The sequence below is a fragment of the Pseudomonas sp. Marseille-QA0332 genome, from assembly GCF_054950175.1.
On the sequence record NZ_CM143106.1, the window covers coordinates 3,156,983 to 3,179,134 of the forward strand.

The 22,152-nt window shown below is 63.2% G+C and carries 17 protein-coding genes, 3 pseudogenes and 1 other annotated feature; of the genes and pseudogenes, 11 read left to right on the forward strand and 9 right to left on the reverse strand.

Annotated features, from left to right (window positions below; genetic code table 11):
- The first annotated feature begins 243 nt into the window (after positions 1-243).
- The 3 genes from ilvD (at position 244) to ACY8GK_RS14625 (ending at position 4,072) form a co-directional block, all read left to right on the forward strand.
- On the forward strand, positions 244-2,085 hold the full coding sequence (gene ilvD / locus ACY8GK_RS14615) for a dihydroxy-acid dehydratase (RefSeq protein WP_462401505.1): 1,842 nt from the start codon (positions 244-246) through the stop codon (positions 2,083-2,085).
- 123 nt (positions 2,086-2,208) lie between these two features.
- Entirely contained in the window at positions 2,209-2,568 is a 360-nt protein-coding gene (locus tag ACY8GK_RS14620; RefSeq protein ID WP_462401506.1) for a hypothetical protein, read from the forward strand.
- Positions 2,569-2,680: 112 nt separating this feature from the next.
- Positions 2,681-4,072, forward strand: coding sequence for an L-cystine transporter (locus ACY8GK_RS14625; protein WP_462401507.1), 1,392 nt, complete (start codon positions 2,681-2,683; stop codon positions 4,070-4,072).
- A gap of 57 nt (positions 4,073-4,129) precedes the next feature.
- Here ACY8GK_RS14625 and ACY8GK_RS14630 read toward each other — a convergent pair whose 3' ends face one another.
- A complete protein-coding gene (locus tag ACY8GK_RS14630) occupies positions 4,130-4,648 on the reverse strand; it encodes a dihydrofolate reductase (RefSeq protein WP_196180789.1) in 519 nt (172 codons plus the stop codon).
- A 75-nt stretch (positions 4,649-4,723) separates the two neighbouring features.
- Between ACY8GK_RS14630 and ACY8GK_RS14635 the strand changes: the two genes are divergently transcribed.
- The 3 genes from ACY8GK_RS14635 (at position 4,724) to ACY8GK_RS14645 (ending at position 7,962) form a co-directional block, all read left to right on the forward strand.
- Entirely contained in the window at positions 4,724-6,103 is a 1,380-nt protein-coding gene (locus tag ACY8GK_RS14635; protein WP_462401508.1) for a DUF2868 domain-containing protein, read from the forward strand.
- Positions 6,096-7,460 carry a GTPase/DUF3482 domain-containing protein gene (locus ACY8GK_RS14640; protein WP_462401509.1) on the forward strand — a complete coding sequence of 455 codons (1,365 nt, stop codon included), beginning with the start codon at positions 6,096-6,098 and terminating at the stop codon, positions 7,458-7,460. The genes ACY8GK_RS14635 and ACY8GK_RS14640 overlap by 8 nt, the downstream gene beginning before the upstream one ends.
- Positions 7,461-7,569: 109 nt before the next feature.
- Entirely contained in the window at positions 7,570-7,962 is a 393-nt protein-coding gene (locus ACY8GK_RS14645) for a hypothetical protein (protein ID WP_462401510.1), read from the forward strand.
- Positions 7,963-8,034: 72 nt separating this feature from the next.
- Here the strand turns inward: ACY8GK_RS14645 and ACY8GK_RS14650 are convergent, their stop codons facing one another.
- Complete coding sequence (locus tag ACY8GK_RS14650) at positions 8,035-10,326, reverse strand: heavy metal translocating P-type ATPase (protein WP_462401511.1); 2,292 nt, start codon at positions 10,324-10,326, stop codon at positions 8,035-8,037.
- A gap of 80 nt (positions 10,327-10,406) precedes the next feature.
- Between ACY8GK_RS14650 and cadR the strand changes: the two genes are divergently transcribed.
- Positions 10,407-10,850, forward strand: a complete 444-nt coding sequence (cadR, locus tag ACY8GK_RS14655; protein WP_462401512.1) for a Cd(II)/Pb(II)-responsive transcriptional regulator — start codon at positions 10,407-10,409, stop codon at positions 10,848-10,850.
- Between the two features lie 38 nt (positions 10,851-10,888).
- Here cadR and ACY8GK_RS14660 read toward each other — a convergent pair whose 3' ends face one another.
- Genes ACY8GK_RS14660 through ACY8GK_RS14670 form a run of 3 tightly spaced genes read right to left on the reverse strand, consistent with a single transcriptional unit; the run spans position 10,889 to position 13,517 of the window.
- A complete protein-coding gene (locus ACY8GK_RS14660) occupies positions 10,889-11,860 on the reverse strand; it encodes a thymidylate synthase (RefSeq protein ID WP_462401513.1) in 972 nt (323 codons plus the stop codon).
- A 48-nt stretch (positions 11,861-11,908) separates the two neighbouring features.
- Positions 11,909-12,718: a prolipoprotein diacylglyceryl transferase gene (lgt, locus tag ACY8GK_RS14665; RefSeq protein WP_196180806.1), complete on the reverse strand. Its 810-nt coding sequence runs from the start codon at positions 12,716-12,718 to the stop codon at positions 11,909-11,911.
- A gap of 16 nt (positions 12,719-12,734) precedes the next feature.
- On the reverse strand, positions 12,735-13,517 hold the full coding sequence (locus ACY8GK_RS14670; protein ID WP_462401514.1) for a sulfite exporter TauE/SafE family protein: 783 nt from the start codon (positions 13,515-13,517) through the stop codon (positions 12,735-12,737).
- Positions 13,518-13,650: 133 nt separating this feature from the next.
- Here ACY8GK_RS14670 and ACY8GK_RS14675 point away from each other — a divergent pair, with 133 nt between their 5' ends.
- On the forward strand, positions 13,651-14,397 hold the full coding sequence (locus ACY8GK_RS14675; RefSeq protein ID WP_462401515.1) for an NRDE family protein: 747 nt from the start codon (positions 13,651-13,653) through the stop codon (positions 14,395-14,397).
- Between the two features lie 40 nt (positions 14,398-14,437).
- Here the strand turns inward: ACY8GK_RS14675 and ptsP are convergent, their stop codons facing one another.
- Both ptsP and ACY8GK_RS14685 read right to left on the reverse strand, forming a co-directional pair.
- Positions 14,438-16,717: a phosphoenolpyruvate--protein phosphotransferase gene (ptsP, locus tag ACY8GK_RS14680; protein ID WP_196180812.1), complete on the reverse strand. Its 2,280-nt coding sequence runs from the start codon at positions 16,715-16,717 to the stop codon at positions 14,438-14,440.
- Between the two features lie 22 nt (positions 16,718-16,739).
- On the reverse strand, positions 16,740-17,219 hold the full coding sequence (locus ACY8GK_RS14685) for an RNA pyrophosphohydrolase (RefSeq protein WP_181129267.1): 480 nt from the start codon (positions 17,217-17,219) through the stop codon (positions 16,740-16,742).
- A gap of 140 nt (positions 17,220-17,359) precedes the next feature.
- Between ACY8GK_RS14685 and ACY8GK_RS14690 the strand changes: the two are divergent.
- Together ACY8GK_RS14690 and ACY8GK_RS14695 are read left to right on the forward strand one after the other, a co-directional pair.
- A pseudogene (locus ACY8GK_RS14690) lies at positions 17,360-17,434 on the forward strand (HAD-IB family hydrolase); the annotation flags it as partial.
- Between the two features lie 66 nt (positions 17,435-17,500).
- Positions 17,501-18,164 (forward strand): annotated as a pseudogene (locus ACY8GK_RS14695) (IS5 family transposase); the annotation flags it as partial.
- A gap of 242 nt (positions 18,165-18,406) precedes the next feature.
- Here the strand turns inward: ACY8GK_RS14695 and ACY8GK_RS14700 are convergent.
- Positions 18,407-19,654, reverse strand: coding sequence for an allantoate amidohydrolase (locus tag ACY8GK_RS14700; protein WP_462401516.1), 1,248 nt, complete (start codon positions 19,652-19,654; stop codon positions 18,407-18,409).
- Positions 19,655-20,045: 391 nt separating this feature from the next.
- On the opposite strand from ACY8GK_RS14700, the gene ACY8GK_RS14705 reads away from it, so the two are divergent.
- Complete coding sequence (locus ACY8GK_RS14705) at positions 20,046-21,335, forward strand: amino acid permease (protein WP_462401517.1); 1,290 nt, start codon at positions 20,046-20,048, stop codon at positions 21,333-21,335.
- Between the two features lie 226 nt (positions 21,336-21,561).
- On the opposite strand, the pseudogene ACY8GK_RS14710 reads toward ACY8GK_RS14705, so the two are convergent.
- A pseudogene (locus tag ACY8GK_RS14710) lies at positions 21,562-22,133 on the reverse strand (transposase family protein); the annotation flags it as partial.
- Positions 21,740-21,856: a sequence feature (AL1L pseudoknot), on the reverse strand. (Overlaps the previous pseudogene by 117 nt.)
- Positions 22,134-22,152 lie beyond the last annotated feature (19 nt).

Here is a 22,152-nt window from a genome sequence, read left to right on the forward strand (position 1 = left end):
ACGCCATCGTCACGCCAATCCGGCCAGCCATCCATCTCGCCATTCCTTCCCCGCGCTGGCGGTGTAGAATCGGCCTATTCATCGCCAGACATCCCCGGCGGGTTTATGAGCTCTGGTCGGACACGCGGCGATCCCGTGGTGCCTTCGACCTCATCCGCGCCAGTGGCTACAGGCCTGGGCGACAAGGACAAGAGAGGCTCACTCCCCATTCCGTGACCCTGATTCAGCCGCCAGGAGTGCTTCATGCCTGATTACCGTTCCAAGACTTCCACCCACGGCCGCAACATGGCCGGCGCACGTGCCTTGTGGCGCGCCACCGGGATGAAGGACGACGACTTCAAGAAACCGATCATCGCCATCGCCAACTCGTTCACCCAGTTCGTCCCGGGCCATGTGCATCTCAAGGACCTGGGCCAGCTGGTCGCCCGCGAGATCGAGCGGGCCGGCGGAGTGGCCAAGGAATTCAACACCATTGCGGTCGACGACGGCATCGCCATGGGCCACGACGGCATGCTCTATTCGCTGCCGAGTCGCGAGATCATCGCCGACGCCGTGGAATACATGGTCAATGCCCACTGCGCCGACGCGATCGTGTGCATCTCCAACTGCGACAAGATCACCCCCGGCATGCTGATGGCCGCCCTGCGCCTGAACATCCCGGTGATCTTCGTTTCTGGTGGTCCCATGGAAGCCGGCAAGACCAAGCTGGCCAACCACGGCCTGGACCTGGTCGACGCGATGGTGATCGCCGCCGACTCCTCGGCCAGCGACGAGAAGGTCGCCGAATACGAACGCAGCGCCTGTCCCACTTGCGGCTCCTGCTCGGGCATGTTCACCGCCAACTCGATGAACTGCCTGACCGAGGCGCTGGGCCTGGCCCTGCCGGGCAACGGTTCGACCCTGGCGACCCACGCCGACCGCGAACAGTTGTTCCTGCGCGCCGGCCGCACCATCGTCGAGCTGTGCAAGCGCTACTATGGCGAGAACGACAGCAGCGTGCTGCCGCGCAGCATCGCCAGCTTCAAGGCCTTCGAGAACGCCATGACCCTCGACATCGCCATGGGCGGTTCCACCAACACCATCCTGCACCTGCTGGCCGCGGCCCAGGAAGGCGAGGTGGCGTTCGACCTGCGCGACATCGATCGCCTGTCGCGCAAGGTACCGCAGCTGTGCAAGGTGGCGCCGAACATCCAGAAGTACCACATGGAAGACGTCCATCGTGCCGGCGGCATCATCAGCATCCTCGGCGAGCTGGCCCGTGGCGGCCTGCTGCACACCGACTTGCCGACCGTCCATAGTTCGAGCCTGGAAGAGGCCATCGCCACGTGGGACATCACCCAGACCGACGATCCGGCGGTGCATGAGTTCTTCAAGGCCGGGCCGGCCGGCATTCCCAGCCAGGTCGCCTTCAGCCAATCGACCCGCTGGGACTCCCTGGACGATGACCGCGCCAACGGTTGCATCCGCAGCGTCGAGCATGCCTATTCACAGGAAGGCGGCCTGGCCGTGCTGTACGGCAACATCGCCCTGGACGGCTGCGTGGTGAAGACTGCCGGGGTCGACGAGTCGATCCTGGTGTTCGAAGGCCGCGCGAAGATCTTCGAGAGCCAGGACAGCGCCGTGCGCGGCATTCTCGACGACGAAGTGCAGGCCGGCGATATCGTGATCATCCGCTACGAAGGGCCCAAGGGTGGGCCTGGCATGCAGGAAATGCTCTATCCGACTTCCTACTTGAAGTCCAAGGGCCTGGGCAAGGCCTGCGCCTTGCTCACCGATGGTCGCTTCTCCGGCGGCACCTCGGGCCTGTCCATCGGCCATGCCTCGCCGGAAGCCGCGGCAGGCGGCGCCATTGGCCTGGTGCGGGATGGCGACAGGATCCTGATCGATATCCCCAACCGTACCATCAACCTGCTGGTCAGCGACGAAGAGCTGTCGCACCGACGCATCGAGCAGGACAAGAAGGGCTGGAGACCGGCGCAAGCACGTCCGCGCAAGGTCACCACGGCGCTCAAGGCCTATGCCCTGCTTGCCACCAGCGCCGACAAGGGAGCTGTGCGCAACAAGGCCATGCTCGAAGGATTGTAGGATCCTTCTGAAAAACAGACCGGCGCTCGATGCGCCGGTTTTTTTTGTGCTCCATGTCACGAAATGCCGAGCGGCTTGTTTCTAGACTTGCAAGGCCTCGGGCCAATCAAGGAGACATCGCCGATGGGCAGGATTCCAGGTGCACTGTATTGCGTGGCATGCATGGTGGTGGCGGGAAACCAGGCCCAGGCCGCCCAGGTCATCCGCTTCGTGGGGCATGTGTACGAACCCAAGTGCCAGGCGTCCTGGCAGGCCGCCCACCATCGCCTGGTCCTGCGGGATTGCCCGCCCGCTGGAGCGCAGCGCGTCGAATCCTTCGTGAGCGAACCTGTCGCTACGCTGTCGGATGTCGCCGACCCGACCTCCCGGGTCCGCTTGCAGGCGATCGGTAAGCCCGACGGGAGCATCGTCTATCCGCTCGCCGATGCCGACGGCAAGCCGGTGGACGCCGGGCAGTTCGTGATCACGCTCGAGCTTCCCTGACTGCCCGCCACATGGTTCGCTCCGCTGGAACTACAAGCTCCGTTTTCCAGACTGTTAGCATGTACCTTGCCATTTTGCGCAAACCCTGCCTCTCGTCTTTCCTGGAGCTTCGATGAACCTGCCGTTACTGTTCAACCTGCTAGTGTTCCTGGCCTTGTTGCTGGGCCTGGCGCAAACCCACCGCACCAACTGGAGCCTGGCCAGGAAGGTCTTGCTCGGCCTGGTCCTGGGCGTGACGTTCGGGCTGGCCCTGCACGCGCTCTACGGTACCGGCCACCCGGCCATCCAGGCCACCATCGGCTGGCTCGACCTGGTCGGCAACGGCTATGTCGGGCTGCTGCAGATGGTCGTCATGCCGCTGATCTTCGCCTCCATCCTCGGTGCCGTCGCGCATCTGCGCAATGCCTCCTCGCTCGGCCGGATCAGCGTACTGAGCATCGGCACGCTGCTGCTGACCACTGCCATCGCGGCGCTGATCGGCATCACCCTGACCAACCTGTTCGGCCTCACTGCCGAGGGGCTGGTCGCCGGCGCCCAGGAAAACGCGCGCTTGCAAGCCATCCACGGTGACTACGCCGGCAAGGTCGCCGACCTCGACGTAGCGAAGCTGCTGCTGTCGTTCATCCCCAGCAATCCGGTGGCGGACCTGGCCCGCGCCAAGCCGACCTCGATCATCAGCGTGGTGATCTTCGCCGTCTTCGTTGGCCTGGCAGCGCTGCAACTGGTTCGCGACGACGCCGACAAAGGTGGGCGCGCGCTGGCTGCGATCGACACCTTGCAGGCTTGGGTCATGCGCCTGGTACGGCTGGTGATGAAACTCACGCCCTATGGCGTGCTGGCGCTGATGGCCAAGGTGGTGGCCAGCTCCAACCTGCAGGACATCCTCAAGCTCGGCAGCTTCGTGGCGGTCTCTTACCTGGGCCTGGGGCTGATGTTCCTGGTGCATGCGCTGATCCTGGGTCTTACCGGTGTCAGCCCGCTACGGTTCTTCCGCAAGGTCTGGCCAGTACTGACCTTCGCCTTCACCAGCCGCTCCAGCGCAGCCAGCATCCCGCTGAGCATCGAAGCGCAGACCCTGCGCCTGGGCATACCGCAGTCGATTGCCAGCTTCTGCGCCTCCTTCGGCGCCACCATCGGGCAGAACGGCTGTGCCGGCCTGTATCCGGCGATGCTGGCGGTGATGGTCGCGCCAGTCGTCGGCATCGACCCGCTCGATCCGTGGTGGATCGCGACGCTGGTGGCCATCGTCACGTTGAGTTCGGTCGGCGTGGCCGGGGTCGGTGGTGGCGCCACGTTCGCCGCGCTGATCGTCCTGCCGGCCATGGGTCTGCCCGTGGAACTGGTGGCCTTGCTGATTTCGGTGGAACCGCTGATCGACATGGGCCGCACCGCGCTGAACGTGAACGGCTCGATGACCGCTGGCATGGTGACCAGCCAGTTGTTGCGGCAAACCGATCGCCGGGTGCTGGAAAGCACCGCGCATGCGGGGTTGAGCCAGTCCTGAGGCCACCCCGGCGCGCGCCGCTGGTCGAAGGCCCTCATGCGACCTTCGCAGCGGCGGTCAGCGCTTGTCCCACACCTCGAAATGGTAGGCCGGTCCGGCGCCTTCGGGCGGCTGCGGCTGGCTCGAGCGCAGGCGCCAGCCAGCTTTGTCGAAGCTCGGGAACCAGGCGTCGCCCTCTGGCTGTAGCTCGACCCGGGTCAGGTACATGCGGCTGACCCGGCCTTCTTCCAGCGCCTGCTCGTACAACTGGGCGCCACCGATCAGCATCAGTTCGTCCACGCCTTGCTCGCCGGCCCACTGTTGCGCGCGGGCAAGGGCATCTTCCAGCGATGCGAAGACTTCCGCGCCTTCGAGCCGCAGGCCGGGTTGGCGGCTGACGACCAGGTTCAGGCGCCCTGGCAAAGGACGTCCAAGCGAATCCCAGGTCTTGCGCCCCATGATGATCGGCTTGCCGAGCGTGGTGGCCTTGAAATACTTGAAATCCCCCGGCAGATGCCAGGGCATGCGGTTATCGATGCCGATCACGCGATTGTCGGCGACCGCCGCGATCAGGCTGAGAGGGAGTGATGTCTTCATGTGGCCGAGGATAGCAAAGCCGCCTCGTGAACGCCTGGGTTATGCTGTGCCCTGGATTGATCGACGGAAGCCGCTGTGACTGGACTGACCGAACTCGACAAGCGCTGGCTCACCGAAGCGGTACGCCTGCGCGAGCAACATGCCGGCCCGCTGGAAGATCAGGAGGCCAACCGGCATGCCCGCCAGCAAGGCGGCGACCTGGCCGAGCGCATCATTGCCCGCGCGCTGTGGCTGGCTCGTCGCGACGGCATGCTCGAGGCCCTGCGGCACTGGAAGCAAGGCGCCAGCCTGGCGCTGGCGGCGCTCGTGCTGATGGCTCTGCTCAGCGGCGCCGGCCTGGCCTTCGCCGCGCTGGGAGACGGGCAGCGTCCGGTCAATGTGTTCTGGGCGCTGGGCAGCCTGCTTGGGGTCAATACTCTCCTGCTTCTGGGCTGGGCCATCGGTTTCTGCGTGGCTGGCGGGCAAGGCAGCGGCCTGGGCCGGGCGTGGCTATGGCTCAGTGAACGCTTCGCCCGGGATGCCAAGGCCGTGCACCTGGCGCCGGCCTTGCTGGTACTGCTGCAGCGCCAGCGCCTGAACCGCTGGTTGCTCGGTGCCCTGGTGCATGGTCTGTGGCTGGTGGCGCTGCTGGCGGCCCTGCTGATGCTGCTGGCGCTGCTGGCGACACGGCGCTACGGCTTCGTCTGGGAAACCACCATTCTGGGAGCAGACACTTTCGTCGAACTGACACGCGGCCTGGGGACCCTCCCGGCCCTGCTCGGCTTCGCTATCCCGGACGTGGCCATGATCCGCACCAGCGGCGAAGCGCAGCCGGCGCTGGAGCTGGCGCGCCAGGCCTGGGCCGGATGGCTGCTGGGGCTCGTGCTGGTGTACGGCATCCTGCCGCGCCTGGCGCTTGCGCTGCTGTGCCTGTGGCAATGGCGCCGCGGCTGCCGGGCCTTGCTGCTGGACCTGGAGCAGCCTGCCTACAGCCAGTTGCGCGCCAGCCTGATGCCCAGCAGTGAACGGCTTGGCGTACAGGATACGGCGCCACGCACGCTGCCTCGCTTCGAGGCTGGCCAGGCGCAGGTCCGGCAAGGCGGTGCCGTGCTGGTAGGGTTCGAACTGGATGAGCAGCGCCCTTGGCCCCCTCAACTGCCAGGGCCGGTGGCCGACGGCGGCATCCTCGACAGCCGCGAGTCGCGCAGACAACTGCTCGATCGCCTGAGTCATTCGCCGCCTGCCCGCCTGGCGATCGCCTGCGATCCCCAGCGCTCGCCCGATCGCGGCAGCCTGGCCTTGCTGGCTGAGCTGGCCCACTACGCCGGTACCACACGTATCTGGCTGCTCCAGCCAACCGCTGGACAGACACTCGATGCCGCGCGCCTGGGCGACTGGCGCCATGCGCTGGACCAGCTCGGCCTGGCGCACGCGGACACTTCGCCCCTGGCCTGGCTGGAGCATGGACATGACTGAGCCTCTGAAACTGGCCGTGGTCGGCCACACCAATGTCGGCAAGACCTCGCTGCTCAGGACGCTCACCCGTGATGTCGGTTTCGGCGAAGTGTCCCACCGTCCCAGCACCACGCGGCACGTGGAAGGCGCGCGCTTGTCGGTGGATGGCCAACCGCTGCTGGAGCTGTACGACACCCCTGGGCTGGAGGACGCGATCGCGCTGCTCGACTATCTGGAGCGCCTGGAACAGCCTGGCGAGCGCCTGGATGGCCCGGCCCGGCTCGAGCGTTTTTTGCAAGGCAGCGAGGCGCGTCAGCGGTTCGAGCAGGAAGCCAAGGTAGTGCGCCAGTTGCTGGCCAGCGATGCCGGCTTCTACGTGATCGATGCACGTGAACCGGTACTGGCCAAGTACCGCGACGAACTGCAAGTGTTGGCCGGCTGCGGCAAACCGCTCCTGCCAGTGCTTAATTTCGTGACCAGCAGCGCGCAGCGCGAGGAGCAATGGCGCCAAGCCTTGGCTCGCCTTGGCTTGCACGCGCTGGTGCGCTTCGACAGCGTGGCGCCACCGCAGGACGGCGAGCGGCGCCTATACGAAAGCCTGGCCCTGCTGCTGGAACATGCCCGGCCCGCCTTGCAGCGTCTGATCGATGACCAGCAGGCCCAGCGCGTGGCCCGCCAACAGGCCGGCAAGCGCCTGATCGCCGACCTGTTGCTCGACTGCGCGGCTTGTCGGCGCAGCGTCGCTACCGAACCTGCGGCGCAGGCCAAGGCCATCGAAGCGCTGCGCCAGGACATCCGCCAGCGCGAGCAGCGCTGCGTCGAAGCGCTGCTCGCGCTGTACGCCTTCCGTCGAGAGGATGCCAGCGCCAGCGACTTGCCGTTGCTGGACGGGCGCTGGGGCGATGACCTGTTCAACCCGGAAACGCTGAAGCTGTTAGGTGTGCGGGTCGGTGGTGGCGTGGCGGCCGGCGCGGCGGCTGGGGCCGGTGTCGACTTGCTGGTGGGCGGGGTGACCCTGGGTGCGGCGGCATTGGTCGGGGCGCTTGCCGGGGGTGCCCTGCAGACCGCGCGCAACTACGGCTCGCGGCTGTTGGGCAAGCTCAAGGGGCAACGCGAACTCACGGTGGACGATACCGTGCTGCGCCTGCTGGCGCTGCGCCAGCATCAGCTGCTGGCCGCCTTGGAGCAGCGTGGTCATGCCGCGCAGGACAGCATCCGGCTGAGCGAACCGGACCACAAGGCCTGGCGCCAAGGCAAGCTGCCCGAGGCCCTGGCCAAGGCACGCGCGCACCCGCAATGGTCGACGCTCAATGGCAGGATTCATGTCGACCAGGCCGAAAGACAGGAGCAGCTGGACCGGCTCATGACCCAGCTCTGAGAACGCCGCGCTTGGCCGGAGCTATCATTTCTGCCAGTAGCGGGTGGTTTTCGTTCGACTTATCGTGAAGCTCGGTTTGCATGTCCCTAAATGAACGGAGTCTGTAGCGATGAGCCTGAAAATCGTTTCATCCGAGAAATTCTTCGACGCTTACATCGAGACCTTCCAGTCAGATAATGCCATTTCCCCTGGTGAAAGCATCAAGATCCGCAAGTCCGCCGACCAGGAACTCGAGCTTGTACTGCAAAGTCTGCGAACCCATGTGAACGACGTCCTCAAACGGGAACGCAAGCCTGATTTCGACTGGTCGCTCAAGCGCCTGCAGATGCTCTGCGACATCATGGCCGAGGATCTGCAGGCGCTAACTAAGCTGGTGCGCAATGCCGATCTCGATGAAGACACGATCACCAGCATTCGCTCCGCAATAGAACATCAGCTGACCTATGTCGTGTTCGCCCACAACGCCTCGATGGGACGGGTGAAAGCACTGGAAAAACGCTGAGCGAAGTTCGCTGCTGGACTGGCCGGGCGGGCCAGCATCTCTCCCCGTCATGGGCTGCCGAGCCAGCCTGGCCTACTTGCGCAACAGCCGCAGCCCGTTGAACACCACCAGCAGGCTGACGCCCATATCGGCGAATACCGCCATCCACATGGTCGCCATCCCGGCGAAGGTGAATGCCAGGAAGACCGCCTTGATGCCCAGCGCCAGGACGATGTTCTGCATCAGGATCGCGGCGCTCTGGCGCGAAAGCCTGATGAACGCCGGAATTTTGCGCAGATCGTCGTCCATCAGCGCCACATCCGCAGTCTCGATCGCGGTGTCTGTTCCGGCCGCCGCCATGGCGAAGCCGATTTCGGCGCGGGCCAGGGCCGGCGCATCGTTGATGCCGTCACCGACCATCCCGACCTTGTGCCCTTGGCCATGAAGCGCCTCGATGGCCTCGAGCTTGTCCTCGGGCAGCAGGTTGCCGCGTGCCTGGTCGATACCAACCTGGGTGGCGATCGCTTCGGCGGTATGCGAATTGTCCCCGGTCAGCATGACGGTCCGCACGCCAAGCGCGTGCAGCTCGGCGATGGCCGCGCGGCTGCTGTCCTTGAGCGTGTCGGCGACGGCGAACAAGGCCAGCGGGCCGCTGGCGTCGAGCAGCAGGACCACGGTCTTGCCCTGCCGTTCGAGCCGATCCAGTTCGGCCTCCAGCGCAGGCGAACAAAGGCCGAGCTCCTCGGCCAGGCGATGGTTGCCCAGATGATACAGCTGCCCGTCGACCAGTCCTTTCACGCCGCGCCCAGCCAGCGCCTCGAAGGCGCTGACCTGCACCAGGTCCAGCCCTTGGGCCGACGCCCGCTCGGCAATGGCCCGCGACACCGGATGGTCGGAGCGTGCCCCAAGACTTGCGGCCAAAGCCTGTGCTCGCGCTTCGAACGCCGATCGCAGCACCTGGAAATCGGTCTGTACCGGCCTGCCATGGGTCAATGTACCGGTCTTGTCGAGCGCGAGGAAGTCCAGCTTGCGGCCGCCTTCGAGGTAGACCCCGCCCTTGACCAGAATGCCTTTGCGCGCCGCCGCGGCCAGGCCGCTGACGATGGTCACCGGCGTGGAAATGACCAGCGCGCAGGGGCAGGCCACCACCAGCAGTACCAGGGCGCGGTAGACCCAGTCGAACCAGGCCCCGGCGAAGAACAGCGGTGGCAACAGCGCGACCAGCAGAGCCACGGCGAACACCGCAGGCGTGTAGATCCTAGCGAAGCGATCGACGAAGCGCTGGGTCGGCGCACGCGCGGCCTGCGCGCTTTCCACTGCCTTGATGATTCGCGCCAGGGTAGACTCGCCGGCCTTGGCGGTGACCCGGTATTCGAGCGCACCGGACTGGTTGATGGTCCCGGCGAACAGTCTGTCGCCGATAGTCTTGTCCACGGGCAGGCTCTCCCCGGTGATTGGAGCCTGGTCGACCGTGGAGCGTCCGCTGACCACCTCGCCATCGAGGCCGATCCGCTCGCCCGGACGTACCCGCGCCAACGCCCCAGGGCTAACATCGCGCACCTCTACTTCGCGCCACTGGCCATCGGCCTGGCGCAGCGTGACCGTCTCGGGACTGAGCTGCATCAGGCTGCCGATGGCCTGCCGGGCACGTTCGAGCGAGCGTGCCTCGATCAGCTCGGCCAAGGTGAACAGCACCATCACCATGGCTGCTTCCGGCCACTGGCCGATCAGCAGCGCACCGGTCACGGCGATGCTCATCAAGGCATTGATGTTGAGGTTGAGGTTTCGCAGGGCGATCCAGCCTTTGCGATAGGTGCCCAGGCCACATCCAAGGATGGCCGCGACAGCCAGCGCCGCCACCAGCCATTGCGGCGCCAAGGCAGCCAGGTGCAGCACCTCCGCCGCGAACGCGGCGAGACCGGACAATGCCAGGGGCCACCAGGGCGCGCGGGTGGGGTCCTGCCCGGCTTCGTGCTCTGGGTCTTCACCAAGCAATGGTTCGGCCTGCATGCCAAGGCCGGCGATGGCACGCTCGATTGGCGCGGTGTCGCCCAAGGTGTGCCGGACGCCGAGCACCCGCTTGATCAGGTTGAACTCCAGCTGCTCGATGCCGGCCATGCGCCCCAGACGATCCTGGATCAGGCCTTGCTCGGTCGGGCAATCCATGGCTTGGATGCGAAACCGGTCCAGGCGGGCATCGTCGCTGGCCACGTCCGTCAGCCGTACCTGGGTGGGAGCGGCCTGCGCCGCGCAGCAACCCTTGCCGATGGCGCCTGCCTGGCAGGCATCGTGGGTCCCATGGCCGTGGTCATGGTCATGGTCATGCGGCTGGGCGTGCTTGTGCACAGGCGAGTGATCATGCGAATGGCTGACAGGCTGGTTCATCGACGTGTCCTTTGGAGGCCTGTTGCCAAGTGAACACCCTGTAGCCACTATAGGGTCAAGTCATTGGTCGGAGATTCGCGATGAAGATCGGAGAGCTCGCCACGGCAACCGATTGTGCCGTGGAAACCATTCGCTACTACGAGCGCGAGGGCCTGTTGCCCGAACCGGCACGCAGCGAAAGCAACTACCGTCTCTACACCCAGGCGCATGTCGAGCGACTGACCTTCATTCGCAACTGCCGCACCCTGGACATGACCCTCGATGAAATACGCAGCCTGCTGCGCTTGCGCGACAGTCCCGAAGGCCAGTGCGACAGCGTCAACGCACTGATCGACGCGCATATCGCGCATGTCCAGGCCAGGATCGACGGACTGCAGGCGCTACAGGCGCAACTGCTGGAGCTGCGCCGACAATGCACCGCGCAAGGGTCGGCCTGCGCGATCCTGCAGCAGCTGGAAGTCAACGGAGGCGTGTCGGTGCCGGAAGCCGAGCACTCGCATGTGGGCCGCAGTCATGGCCACTGAACCAGGAGGGCCGTTTCACGCCCCCCTGGAGAAAGCCCTCAGACCGCCATCGGCGCCGTCATCGGCGCATGATGCTCGTACCCTTCCAGGCTGAAATCGCTCGGCTCGATCTTTTCCAGCCATTGCGGCTCGTAGACACCGGTACTGGCGAATTCCGGAACCCGCTCGCTGATCACCAGGCGTGGCGCCTCGAGCGGTTCGCGCCTGAGCTGTTCGCGTAACATCTCCAGGTGGTTTTCGTAGACATGCGCGTCGCCGATGAAATAGGTGAACCAGCGCGGGGTATAGCCGGTCAGGCGACCGAACAGCGACAGCAGTGCCGCGCCTTCGGTGAGGTTGAACGGAGTACCCAGGCCCAGGTCGTTGGAACGAATGTACAGGGTCAGAGAGATTTCCCGCGTCTCGACGTTGGGGTGGAACTGGTACAGCAAGTGGCAAGGCGGCAACGCCATCTCGTCGAGCTGGGCGCAGTTCCAGCCATGGAACAGGATGCGCCGGCTGCCCGGGTCCTTGACGATGGTATCCAGGCACTGGCGCACCTGATCGATCGCCTTGTACAGGATCACGAACGCCTGGCCGTCCTCCTGGTCCTGGGCGATCTGGCGAAAGCCCTGCTGCTCGGCCATCTCGATCGCCGTCGGGTTGCTCAGCGCGATGCGCTTGTAGCCTGGCCACTGGCGCCACTGCACGCCATAGATCTCGCCAAGATCGTCGTGCCCCTGACGGAACGGGTTGGCCAGCCACTGGGCGTTCTCGTTGGCATTCTGGTCCCAGACCTTGCAGCCCAGCTCGCGAAACTGGCCAGCATCGCGCACGCCACGCAGGAAGCCGACCATTTCGCCGATCGCCGACTTGAAGGCGAGCTTGCGGGTGGTGATGGCCGGAAAGCCTTTCTGCAGGTCGAAGCGCAGCATGGCCCCGGGCAGACTGATGGTGCGGATGCCGGTGCGGTTTTGCTGCAGCGTGCCGTTCTCGATGACGTCGCGAACCAGGTCTAGATACTGTTTCATGGCCTACCTGTAACGGAAACGGCAGGAGGATCACCCCTGCCGGGGGATTCAAAGGGCGGGTTTCGCCGTAGGCTTGCGATTATAAGCCCACCAGATCAATGCCAGGCCACCAAGTATCATGGGCAGGCACAACAGCTGACCCATGGTCAGCCAGCCGAAGGCGATGTAGCCGAGCTGGGCATCGGGCACGCGGACGAATTCGACGATGAAGCGGAAGATGCCGTAGAACAGCGCGAACATCCCGGAGACCGCCATGGTCGGCCGCGGCTTGCGCGAGAATGCCCAGAGAATCACGAACAGCGCCACGCCTTCGAGGGCGAACTGGTAGAGCTGCGACGGGTGCCGGGGCAACTGCGCCGGGTCGCTGAACGGCGGGAAGACCATCGCCCATGGCACGTCGGTCGGCTTGCCCCACAGCTCGGCATTGATGAAATTGCCGATGCGCCCGGCGCCCAAACCGATCGGCACCAACGGCGCGACGAAATCCATCAGCTCGAAGAAGGACTTGTCGTTGCGCTTGCCGAACCACAAGGCCGCCAGCATCACGCCGATGAAGCCGCCATGGAACGACATGCCGCCTTTCCAGACTTCGAAGATCAGGGTCGGGTTGGCCAGGTAGGCGTGCAGGTCATAGAACAGCACGTAGCCCAGGCGCCCGCCGACGATCACGCCCATGGACAGCCAGAACACCAGGTCGGACAGCTTCTCGCGGCTCCAGGTCGGATCGAAGCGGTTCAGGCGGCGCGAGGCGAGCAGCCAGGCGCCGCCTATGCCGATCAGGTACATCAGGCCGTACCAGTGGATTTTCAGCGGCCCGATGGCCACGGCCACGGGGTCGATCTGCGGGTAAGGCAGCATGGTGGTTCCTCTCGATTCAAATCAGGAAGCTGAGTCCTACGCAGAACAACAGCGTGGCGAACAGACGCTTGAGCAGGCGCGGCGACAACTGATGCGCCAGTCGAGCGCCAAGACGGGCGAAGAACATGCTGGTCACGGCTATACCGATCGTGGCCGGCAGGTAGACGTAACCGAAACTGTGAGGAGGCAGGCGAGCTTCATGCCACCCCAGCAGCATGAAGCTCGCCGCGCTGGCAATGGCGATCGGCAAGCCGCAGGCCGAAGAAGTCGCGACGGCCTGCTGCATCGGCAGGCTGCGCCAGGTCAGGAACGGCACGGTCAGCGAGCCGCCACCGATGCCGAAGATCGCCGAAGCCCAGCCGACCACCCCACCTGCCGCGATCAGCCCGCCCTTGCCTGGGATCGCCCGGCTGGCTCTGGGCTTGAAGTCGAGCGCCATCTGCACGGCGATCACCAGCGCGAAGACGCCAATGATCTTCTGCAGCATCGGCCCCTGGATCAGCGAAGCGGTCTTGGCCCCGATCCCGGCGCCGACCAGCACGCCGAGGGTCATCCAGGCGAAGATCGACCAGTTCACCGCACCTTTGCGATGATGCTCGAGCACCGCATTGATCGACGTGAAGACGATGGTGGCCAGCGAGGTACCGACCGCCAGGTGGGTCAGCACCGCCGGGTCGAACCCTTGCAAGGTGAAGCTGAACACCAGCACCGGTACGATGACGATGCCGCCACCCACGCCGAAGAGCCCGGCCAGAACACCGGCGCAAGCGCCCAGCAGCAGGTAGAGTACGAACGCCATTGGCCGCCTCCTTGGAAAACAGTCAGGCATGGTAACGGAAGCCGGGCGTGCTGCTCTAGTGAACTCTGTGCGCGCTGGATGGACCTGCCCCTCCGGCGCCAGGTAGAGTGACCAGAAACAGCGAGAACTGCCCATGTGCCTGATCGTATTTGCCTGGCGCCCCGGACATGCCCCGCCCTTGCTCGTGGCCGCCAACCGTGACGAGTTCCACGAGCGCCCGACCCAGCCGTTGGCGGCCTGGCAGGATGCGCCGGGCGTGCATGCCGGCCGTGACCTGGAAGCCGGTGGCACCTGGCTCGGCGTCGGCCCTCACGGGCGCTTCGCCGCACTGACCAATATCCGCGAGCCTGGCCAGCCGGGTGGCCTGCGCTCGCGTGGCGCACTGGTCGCCGAATACCTACGCGGTGAGCTCGGCGTGGAAGCCTATCTGGAACACGTCACTGCCCACTGCGCCGAGTACGCCGGTTTCAACCTGCTGGTGGGCGATACCCAGACGCTGGGCTACCTGCATGCTCGCGAGGCCGTGCCGCGCCTGCTGGAGCCGGGCATCCACGGCCTGTCCAATGCCGCGCTCGACACGCCCTGGCCGAAGCTGCTCAAGGCGCGCACGGGGCTACAACGGGTGCTCGACGAGCCGTCGACGGACCGGCTGCTGGGACTGTTGGGCGATGATCGACAGGTCGCCGATGCCGAGCTGCCGGATACCGGAGTAGGCCTGGCGACCGAGCGTCTGCTGTCGAGTGTGTTCATTGCCAGCCAGCACTACGGGACACGGGCGAGCACAGCCTTGATCATGGATGCTGGAGGTCGGCGGGAGTTGGTCGAACGCAGCTACGGGCCGTTCGGCCGTTACCTGGGGGAGGTGCGACTGGTGGTCTGAAGAGCCGTACGCCAAGGCGTCCCCTGCTGCCCTGGCGAGCTCACAGGGTCTTGTTCGCCTCTGGCCCGATCATGCGTGCCAGCCCCAGGTTCTTCAGCGCCAGCTGCAACGAGCTGTGGATCACCTGCGGGTTGTCGTGGGCCATGGCCTCGGCCAGCATTTCGTGCGCCTTGCTCATGTTGATCTGACGCAGCATCCACTTGACCTTGGGCAGGTTGGTGGCGTTCATCGAGAGACTGTCGAAGCCCATGGCCATCAGCAGCACCGCCGCCGCCGGATCGCCAGCCATTTCGCCGCAGATGCTCACCGGCTTGCCCTCGGCATGGGCATCGCGCACCACCGTCTGCAAGGCCTGCAGCACGGCCGGGTGCAAGTAGTCGTAGAGATCGGCGACACGCGGGTTGTTGCGGTCCACCGCCAGCAGGTACTGGGTCAGGTCGTTGGAGCCGACCGAAAGAAAATCCACCTGGCGGGCCAGTTCTCGGGTCTGATAGACAGCGGCGGGAATCTCCACCATGACCCCTACCGGTGGCATCGGCACGTCGGTGCCTTCGTCCCGCACCTCGCCCCAGGCCCGGTGGATCAGGTGCAGGGCTTCTTCGAGCTCATGGATGCCGGAGATCATCGGCAGGAGGATGCGTAGGTTGTCCAGGCCCTCGCTGGCCTTAAGCATGGCGCGGGCCTGTACCAGGAAGATTTCCGGGTGGTCGAGCGTGACCCGGATGCCACGCCAGCCGAGAAACGGATTTTCCTCCTTGATGGGGAAATACGACAGTGCCTTGTCACCACCGATGTCCAGGCTGCGCATGGTCACCGGCAGCGGATGGAAGGCCGCCAGCTGCTCCCGGTAGATGGCCAGTTGTTCCTTCTCGCTGGGGAAGCGCTGATTGATCATGAACGGCACTTCGGTACGGTACAGACCGACGCCTTCGGCGCCACGCTGCTGGGCACGCGCGACGTCGGCAAGCAGGCCGGTGTTGACCCACAGCGGCATGCGATGCCCGTCCGGGGTCACGCAAGGCAGCTCGCGCAAGGCGTCGAGCCCCTGGGCCAGCTGGCGCTCCTCCTCGACCACGTCGCTGTACTGCTTGCGCAGCACGTCGCTGGGGTTGGTGAACACCTCGCCCTTGTAGCCATCGACGATCAGCTCGATGCCGTCGACCTTGGAATATGGCAGGTCGACCAGGCCCATGACTGTCGGAAGGCCCATCGCCCGCGCCAGGATGGCCACGTGGGAGTTGCCCGAGCCCAGCACCGAGACCAGGCCCACCAGCTTGCCTTCGGGCACTTCGCCGAGCATGGCCGGGGTCAGTTCCTCGCTGACCAGGATGGTGTTATCGGGATAGACCAGCGACGACTGGCGCGCCTCCTGCAGGTAGGCGAGCAGTCGACGCCCCAGGTCCTTGACGTCCGAGGCCCGCTCGCGCAGGTAGTCGTCATCCATCAGCTCGAAGCGCTTGACGTGCTCGCCGACCACCTGGCGCAAGGCGCCCTGGGCCCACTGGCCGGTCCGGATGGCCTGGACCACCTCGCCACCGAGGGCAGCGTCCTCGAGCATCATCAGGTAGACGTCGAACAGCGCCCGCTCCTCGGGCCGCAGCTGGGTAGCGAGTTTGGCGGACAGCTTGCGCATGTCTTCGCGCACGCCTTCCAGGGCGTTGTGGAACAGTTGCAGTTCGGCCTCGATGTCATCGACCGCCTTGTCCGGCACCACGTCCAGATCGGCAGGCGGCAGCATCACCACGGCGCGCCCGACCGCGGCGCCGGGCGACCCCGGCACACCGACGAAACGCGCCTCCTGGATGCCCTTGCCCTGGCGCCCGAGGCCGCGAATGGAGCCGGTCGCCTCGGCATGGGCGATGACCCCGGCGAGCTGGGCGCTCATGGTGACGAGGAAGGCTTCCTCGCCTTCGTCGAACTGGCGACGCTCCTTCTGCTGGATGACCAGCACGCCGACCACGCGTCGATGATGGATGATCGGCGCGCCGAGGAACGAGGCGAAGCGCTCCTCGCCCGTCTCGGCGAAATAGCGATAGCGTGGATGGTCGGCGGCGTTTTCCAGGTTCAGCGGCTCTTCGCGGGTCCCCACCAGGCCCACCAGGCCCTCGTTGGGCGCCATGCTGACCTTGCCGATAGAGCGCTTGTTCAGGCCCTCGCTGGCCATCAGCACGAAGCGATTGCTTTCCGGATCGAGCAGATACACCGAGCAGACCTGGCTGCCCATGGCCTCTTTCACGCGCAAGACGATGATCCCCAACGCCGTCTTGAGATCTTTGGCGGAGTTCACTTCCTGGACGATCTTGCGCAGCGTATTGAGCATGGCTCGGGGTCGAACTCCGTCGTCAGTCGCGCGTCAGCAGACGCGGGGCAAGCTCTTTGAGGGCGCGCCGATACACCTCGCGCTTGAATGTCACCACCTGGCCGAGCGGGTACCAGTAGCTCACCCAGCGCCAGCCGTCGAACTCCGGCTTGCCGGTCAGGTCCATGCGAACCCGCTGTTCGTTGGTGACCAGCCGCAGCAGGAACCACTTCTGCTTCTGCCCGATGCATAGCGGCTGGCTATGGGTGCGCACCAGCCGCTGGGGCAGGCGATAACGCAGCCAGCCACGGGTACAGGCCAGTATTTCCACGTCCTGGCGTTCCAGGCCTACTTCTTCGTTGAGCTCTCGGTACAGGGCGTCTTCCGGCGTTTCGTCAGGGTTGATACCCCCCTGGGGAAACTGCCAGGCATCCTGGTTGATCCGTCGAGCCCATAGCACCTGCCCGGCATCATTCGTGAGAATGATCCCGACGTTGGGGCGAAAACCATCCGGGTCGATCACGGCAGCAACCTCGCAAACGCATGTTCGGGCATTGTTCCACAAAGCCGGCGAGCGCAGCAACGCGCCCGCCAGCATATGTGCAGCGACTTGGAAACTCCGTATTCTGCGGGGCCTACCTGCCAACTCTGCGAGTGACCGCGATGCGCCTGGCCTTGTTCGACCTTGACAACACCCTGCTCGCCGGCGACAGCGACCATGCCTGGGACGACTACCTCCTTCCTCTGGTTACCAAGAGGGCTGTCATGACAGGCCGCTATGAAATTTCATCTGAGCGTTGGGCGCAGCGTTTCAGGCAATGGCGGGATAACAGCACGTTCGAGCAGGTTCTGCGTCACCTGCACCTGCGTTTGCGGGAAGCCGGTTTTATCAATCTGGAGACCTGCATGGTCGACTCCACGTCAATTCGAGCCACCCGAGCTGACAGCGGCTCGGAAAAAAAAGGGGCCTACAGGAACCGCAACACCACTGTCTCGGCCGCAGCCGAGGCGGACTGACCACAAAATACACCTCGCCTGCGACAGCTATGGCTTCCCGCTGGCCATCATGCTGTCGCCTGGCGAACAGGTGGACGCGCGTTACTTCATGCGGTTGCTGGATCAGATTAGCCTTTCTGGCAGCAAGGGTCGCCCACGCAAGCGTTGCCGATATGTGCTGGCCAACAAGGGTTATGACAGCCAGGTGCTGCGGCAGTACTGCGACCGCTCCGGTATGCAGCCGATCATTCCCTTGCGCAAGATGCATCGCTAGCCTCGACCCGGTCTACCTCGACTGTTTGATAAACCACAGTACAAAAAGCGCAACGTAATCGAGCGGCTATTCAGCTGGCTCAAGGAAAAGCGTCGGCTCTGTACGCGATACGACAAACTGGCCAGCAGCTTTAAAGCCACCGTCACACTGGTCTGCATCGAGAAGTTTTTGCGGGCCGACTTTTCAGACAAACCCTAGGATTATCCAAACAAGACCACTTGAGAAATCAGGATCGACACGTGGGTGTAACAGCTGTTCAGCAAGTACGCCTGAAAATAGAGTGATACGGTCTATAGAAAATCGAGAGCCCTCCACCTGACCACTCACCCCGGGGAAGTTGATAAGGCCCGAAACGATCTGAAGCCACAAACGAAAAGACCCCCCGCTTTTTCCGCGAGGGTCTAGAGATGGCCGCCCCATCAAGGGTTTGAAGCTCTTGGCTACTTGGACATCCTGGCAACGACGACATCCAGAAGCACCTGGGCGCCCTCGATCAGCTCTTTGTCGTCCGTGTGCTCTCTCGGGTTGTGGCTGATGCCTGCTTGGCTCGGCACGAAGATCATCGCTGCTGGTGCTATCCGCGCGATCATCTGAGCATCATGACCTGCACCGGAGGTCATGCGACGATAGGTCAGGCCGCGCTTTTTGACCGCCGTTTCGATCTCTTCACAAAGCTTCTCATCGAACACCACCGGCTGAAAACGAACCAGGCGCTCTGTGGTGATCTTCACACCCTCTTGCTCGGCGATGCGTGTTGCGAACCTGCTCAGGCGGTCTTCCGCCAAGGTCAGAAGCGCTTCATCAGGATCCCGCAGGTCGACCGTAAAGGTCGCTTTGCGAGGAATCACGTTGATGACATTCGGTTCGAATTTGATCGAGCCGACCGTCGCCAGGGTCGAGCTGTTGGAGTCAGTAGCGATCCTGCGCAGCTCACAGATGATCGAGCTGGCCGCCAGGCCGGCGTCATGACGCAACCGCGTTGGGGTGGTACCGGCATGGTTGGCATTGCCTTGGATGGTGAACTGCTGCCAGGAGATACCCTGCAGGTTCTCGACTACACCAATCAACTTCCCTTCAGCCTCAAGAATCGGGCCTTGCTCGATGTGGAGCTCGATGTACTCCGCTGGCTGAATGGCGCCTGGCTCCATGGTACCGGCATAACCGATCCGGGCAAGCTCATCACCCAGCCGAGTGCCATCTGTACCAATGGTCTCCAGAGCTTCCTCAACTGGCAGACCACCCGCGTAGACCAGCGAACCCATCATGTCAGGTTGATAACGAACGCCCTCTTCATTGGTGAACGAACCAACGATGATGGGACGAGTCGGCAAAGTCCCTGCATCCCTGTATGCACGACATACGGCAATACCGGCAAGCACGCCGTAGCAGCCATCGAGGGCGCCGGCGTTTGTCACGGTATCGATGTGGGAACCCATCATCAGCGCGTTCTTGGTGAGCTCACCATCTAGAGCAGGCAGGATCCCAAAAATGTTACCGATGCGATCAACCTGAACATTCAGGTCGAGCTCTTTCATCCAGGCTACCACCTGATCACGACCTGCTTTCTCGTCATCAGTCAGGGCAATCCGGGTGCGCCCACCTACAACGTGATCCGTCCCGATCAACCCCAAGGCATTGATCTGCTGAATGAGTTTGTCGCCGTCAAGTTTCAGTTCTTCGTTAGCCATATTCACTCCTAGCCACTGCGGTGGCTGCGAAATAATTCACCAGCTGCTGATAAATCGGATGCTCGCCGAGCCCTGCTGGAACGCCCTAAGCGGCGCACTTGCGCGAGCACACAGCGCCCCTCAAAGCCCCAGCTTCATGCCAGTAACGATAACCCGGCACCAACGCAACAGGCGTGCATTGCTGGTCTGGTTTTAGGGATTTTCTTGCATTTGCATCGGATAGCATGGATTCACGCCTAATCACTCTTGTGACCAAAGGCGTCGCCGTACACAGACTTTGGAGCCTGGACGCTCCAGTAATCGGTGAAAAATCAAAAGCGTAAGATTTTTACTTTCTCTGCCTTCAATAAGCAGCTCCTAATGGAGCGTAATAACATTTGGAGAGAACATCGTGAGCCAGTCCGCGCTATACAAAACCAATGCTGCAACCAGCACATCGAGGTGGTCAAAGCACGACACCGTTTGGGTACTTGGAATTTACGGCTGCGCCGTGGGCGCAGGGAGCCTCTTCTGGCCTGTCAGTCTCGGACTGGCCGGGATCTGGCCGATGCTGATCCTCACAGCCCTAGTAGTTCCAATCACCTATTACACTAACAAGAAATTTTCACTGCTGGTGCAAGCAGCAGCAGTGAAAGAAGGAGCGCGTGAAGGCAATATTATCGATGCTGTAGAAGAACATTTGGGGCGGAAGTGGGCAAAGTCGCTTACCCTAATGTACTTCGTGCATGTATTTCCTGTCATGATGATCTATACTATTACGCTGACCAACACGATCATCGACTTCTGCACCTCACAGCTTCACATCGAGGCCCCTTCTCGCTTCATCGTCGCACCCGCTGTAGTGGCGGCCTTGGTAGCCCTAGTTCAGTTCAACCCGCAAGCCATCGTCAAGATGATGAGTGTGATGGTCTTCCCGTTCATCATCTCGCTCTTCGCATTCGGCTTTATGGCTATCCCCCATTGGAACACATCGTTCTTCACGACTGCTTCCGACTTCGGAGGAGCGAGCGGTCTGTTCTCCGCCACCTGGTCGGCTCTCCCTACTGCGATTTATGCATTCAGTTTTGCATCGATCATCTCAAGCTTTGTAGTCGCCCAGAAACGCGAGTACGGCTCCAACGCGCCCCGCAAGTGCGATCAGATTCTGGCGGTGGCCGTAGCGCTGATTATATTCACAGTTGTCTTCTTCTCCTGGAGCGTAATCTTTGCACTGACTCCCGAAGATTTCCTGGCCGCCAAAGAAAACAACCTGACCGCGCTGTCCTACCTCGCCAAGAAATTCGATAATCCAATGCTGGCTTATGCCTCGCAAATTATAGTTTTCTTCGCTACGGTCAAGTCTTTCTTCGCTCACTTTCTAGCGACTCAAGAAAGCGCCAAGGGCTTCGTGACCAGTTGGCTGGGGGGCACCGTGGCGGCCACCAAGGGCAAGCTGTTCCGTGTCTGCTTGGCTACCTTCATCTTCGTAGCGACCCTGATCCCAGCTCTGCTGAACTGGAACGTCCTGAACCTAATCAAGGTAGCGATTGTTCCAATCAGCGTGTTTGTCGTGTACTTCCTGCCTCAGGTGGCATACAGAAAATCAGCACCACTCAACAAATACATTGGTGGATTCTCAAATAAGTTCGTCGTGTGCATTGGGATAATCTGCCTTGTAAACGGACTACTAACAGCCCTCTGACACGACCAACAGCGGCGTCTCTCTTAGAGGCGCCAGTCATTTTCAGCCCAATCTGCTTGGTGAATTGCCCCGGGTTTCGTGGAGGCTGTTTCGTTTAAGTCAGGCCGCTATAGCCTGACCCGTTTGTTGCTGGTGGAAGTTTGCCTCAGCCTCCGCAGGCGGGATATCCGATTGAACTCAACAGCCGCTGATGGTTGTACCAGTGCACCCATTTCAAGGTCGTCATCACCCACAGCTGGTTCGGGCAGTCGGCATGGAGCTGGCGCTGAACACGATCCAGCGACACAGCGACTTGTTGCTGGCCACGCCTAATTCCCTGCAGCCCAGCTCGCCGCATTAGTCGCTCCACCGTACAGCTGGCGACCAGATTGCGCTGCTTCGCCGCGTGCCTGCGAGTAACCGGACGGGGTGATCTGCAAGACACGGCGGATCGACTCGACCCCGAGATGGTCACGATGCCGATGGACAAATGCTCTGAGGACTTGGTGCGGCGGTCGAGCTCCGCCTGGGCAAAATACGCACTGGCTAGACGCAGAATCTCGTTGGCTTTGGGCAGCTCGCGGTTCTCCCGTTCAAAGCCTTGATGCGCTCACGCTCTTCGGTGGTCGGGCCTGGACGTTGGCCTACGTCGGTCTGATGACGGCGAATCCAGCCATGTAACCTTTGTGCTGCACAGCCAATCTTCGGCGCCATGGCTTTAATAGCGGCCCACTCGGAGGAGTAGGCGTTCAAATGCTCCAGAACCATGCGCACGGCACGTTCACGGACTTCGGGGAAGTAGGTCGTAGTCTTTCTCATGGCCATCATCTCAAGAGTT

Excerpts from the sequence above, each read along its gene's own strand:
- ACY8GK_RS14700 (WP_462401516.1), bottom strand. The coding sequence starts at position 19,654 with ATGGCTAACGAAGAACTGAAACTTGACGGCGACAAACTCATTCAGCAG.
- ACY8GK_RS14675 (WP_462401515.1), top strand. The coding sequence starts at position 13,651 with ATGTGCCTGATCGTATTTGCCTGGCGCCCCGGACATGCCCCGCCCTTG.
- ACY8GK_RS14670 (WP_462401514.1), bottom strand. The coding sequence starts at position 13,517 with ATGGCGTTCGTACTCTACCTGCTGCTGGGCGCTTGCGCCGGTGTTCTG.
- ACY8GK_RS14660 (WP_462401513.1), bottom strand. The coding sequence starts at position 11,860 with ATGAAACAGTATCTAGACCTGGTTCGCGACGTCATCGAGAACGGCACG.
- ACY8GK_RS14650 (WP_462401511.1), bottom strand. The coding sequence starts at position 10,326 with ATGAACCAGCCTGTCAGCCATTCGCATGATCACTCGCCTGTGCACAAG.
- ACY8GK_RS14630 (WP_196180789.1), bottom strand. The coding sequence starts at position 4,648 with ATGAAGACATCACTCCCTCTCAGCCTGATCGCGGCGGTCGCCGACAAT.
- ACY8GK_RS14625 (WP_462401507.1), top strand. The coding sequence starts at position 2,681 with ATGAACCTGCCGTTACTGTTCAACCTGCTAGTGTTCCTGGCCTTGTTG.
- ptsP (WP_196180812.1), bottom strand. The coding sequence starts at position 16,717 with ATGCTCAATACGCTGCGCAAGATCGTCCAGGAAGTGAACTCCGCCAAA.
- ACY8GK_RS14640 (WP_462401509.1), top strand. The coding sequence starts at position 6,096 with ATGACTGAGCCTCTGAAACTGGCCGTGGTCGGCCACACCAATGTCGGC.
- ACY8GK_RS14645 (WP_462401510.1), top strand. The coding sequence starts at position 7,570 with ATGAGCCTGAAAATCGTTTCATCCGAGAAATTCTTCGACGCTTACATC.
- cadR (WP_462401512.1), top strand. The coding sequence starts at position 10,407 with ATGAAGATCGGAGAGCTCGCCACGGCAACCGATTGTGCCGTGGAAACC.
- lgt (WP_196180806.1), bottom strand. The coding sequence starts at position 12,718 with ATGCTGCCTTACCCGCAGATCGACCCCGTGGCCGTGGCCATCGGGCCG.
- ilvD (WP_462401505.1), top strand. The coding sequence starts at position 244 with ATGCCTGATTACCGTTCCAAGACTTCCACCCACGGCCGCAACATGGCC.
- ACY8GK_RS14620 (WP_462401506.1), top strand. The coding sequence starts at position 2,209 with ATGGGCAGGATTCCAGGTGCACTGTATTGCGTGGCATGCATGGTGGTG.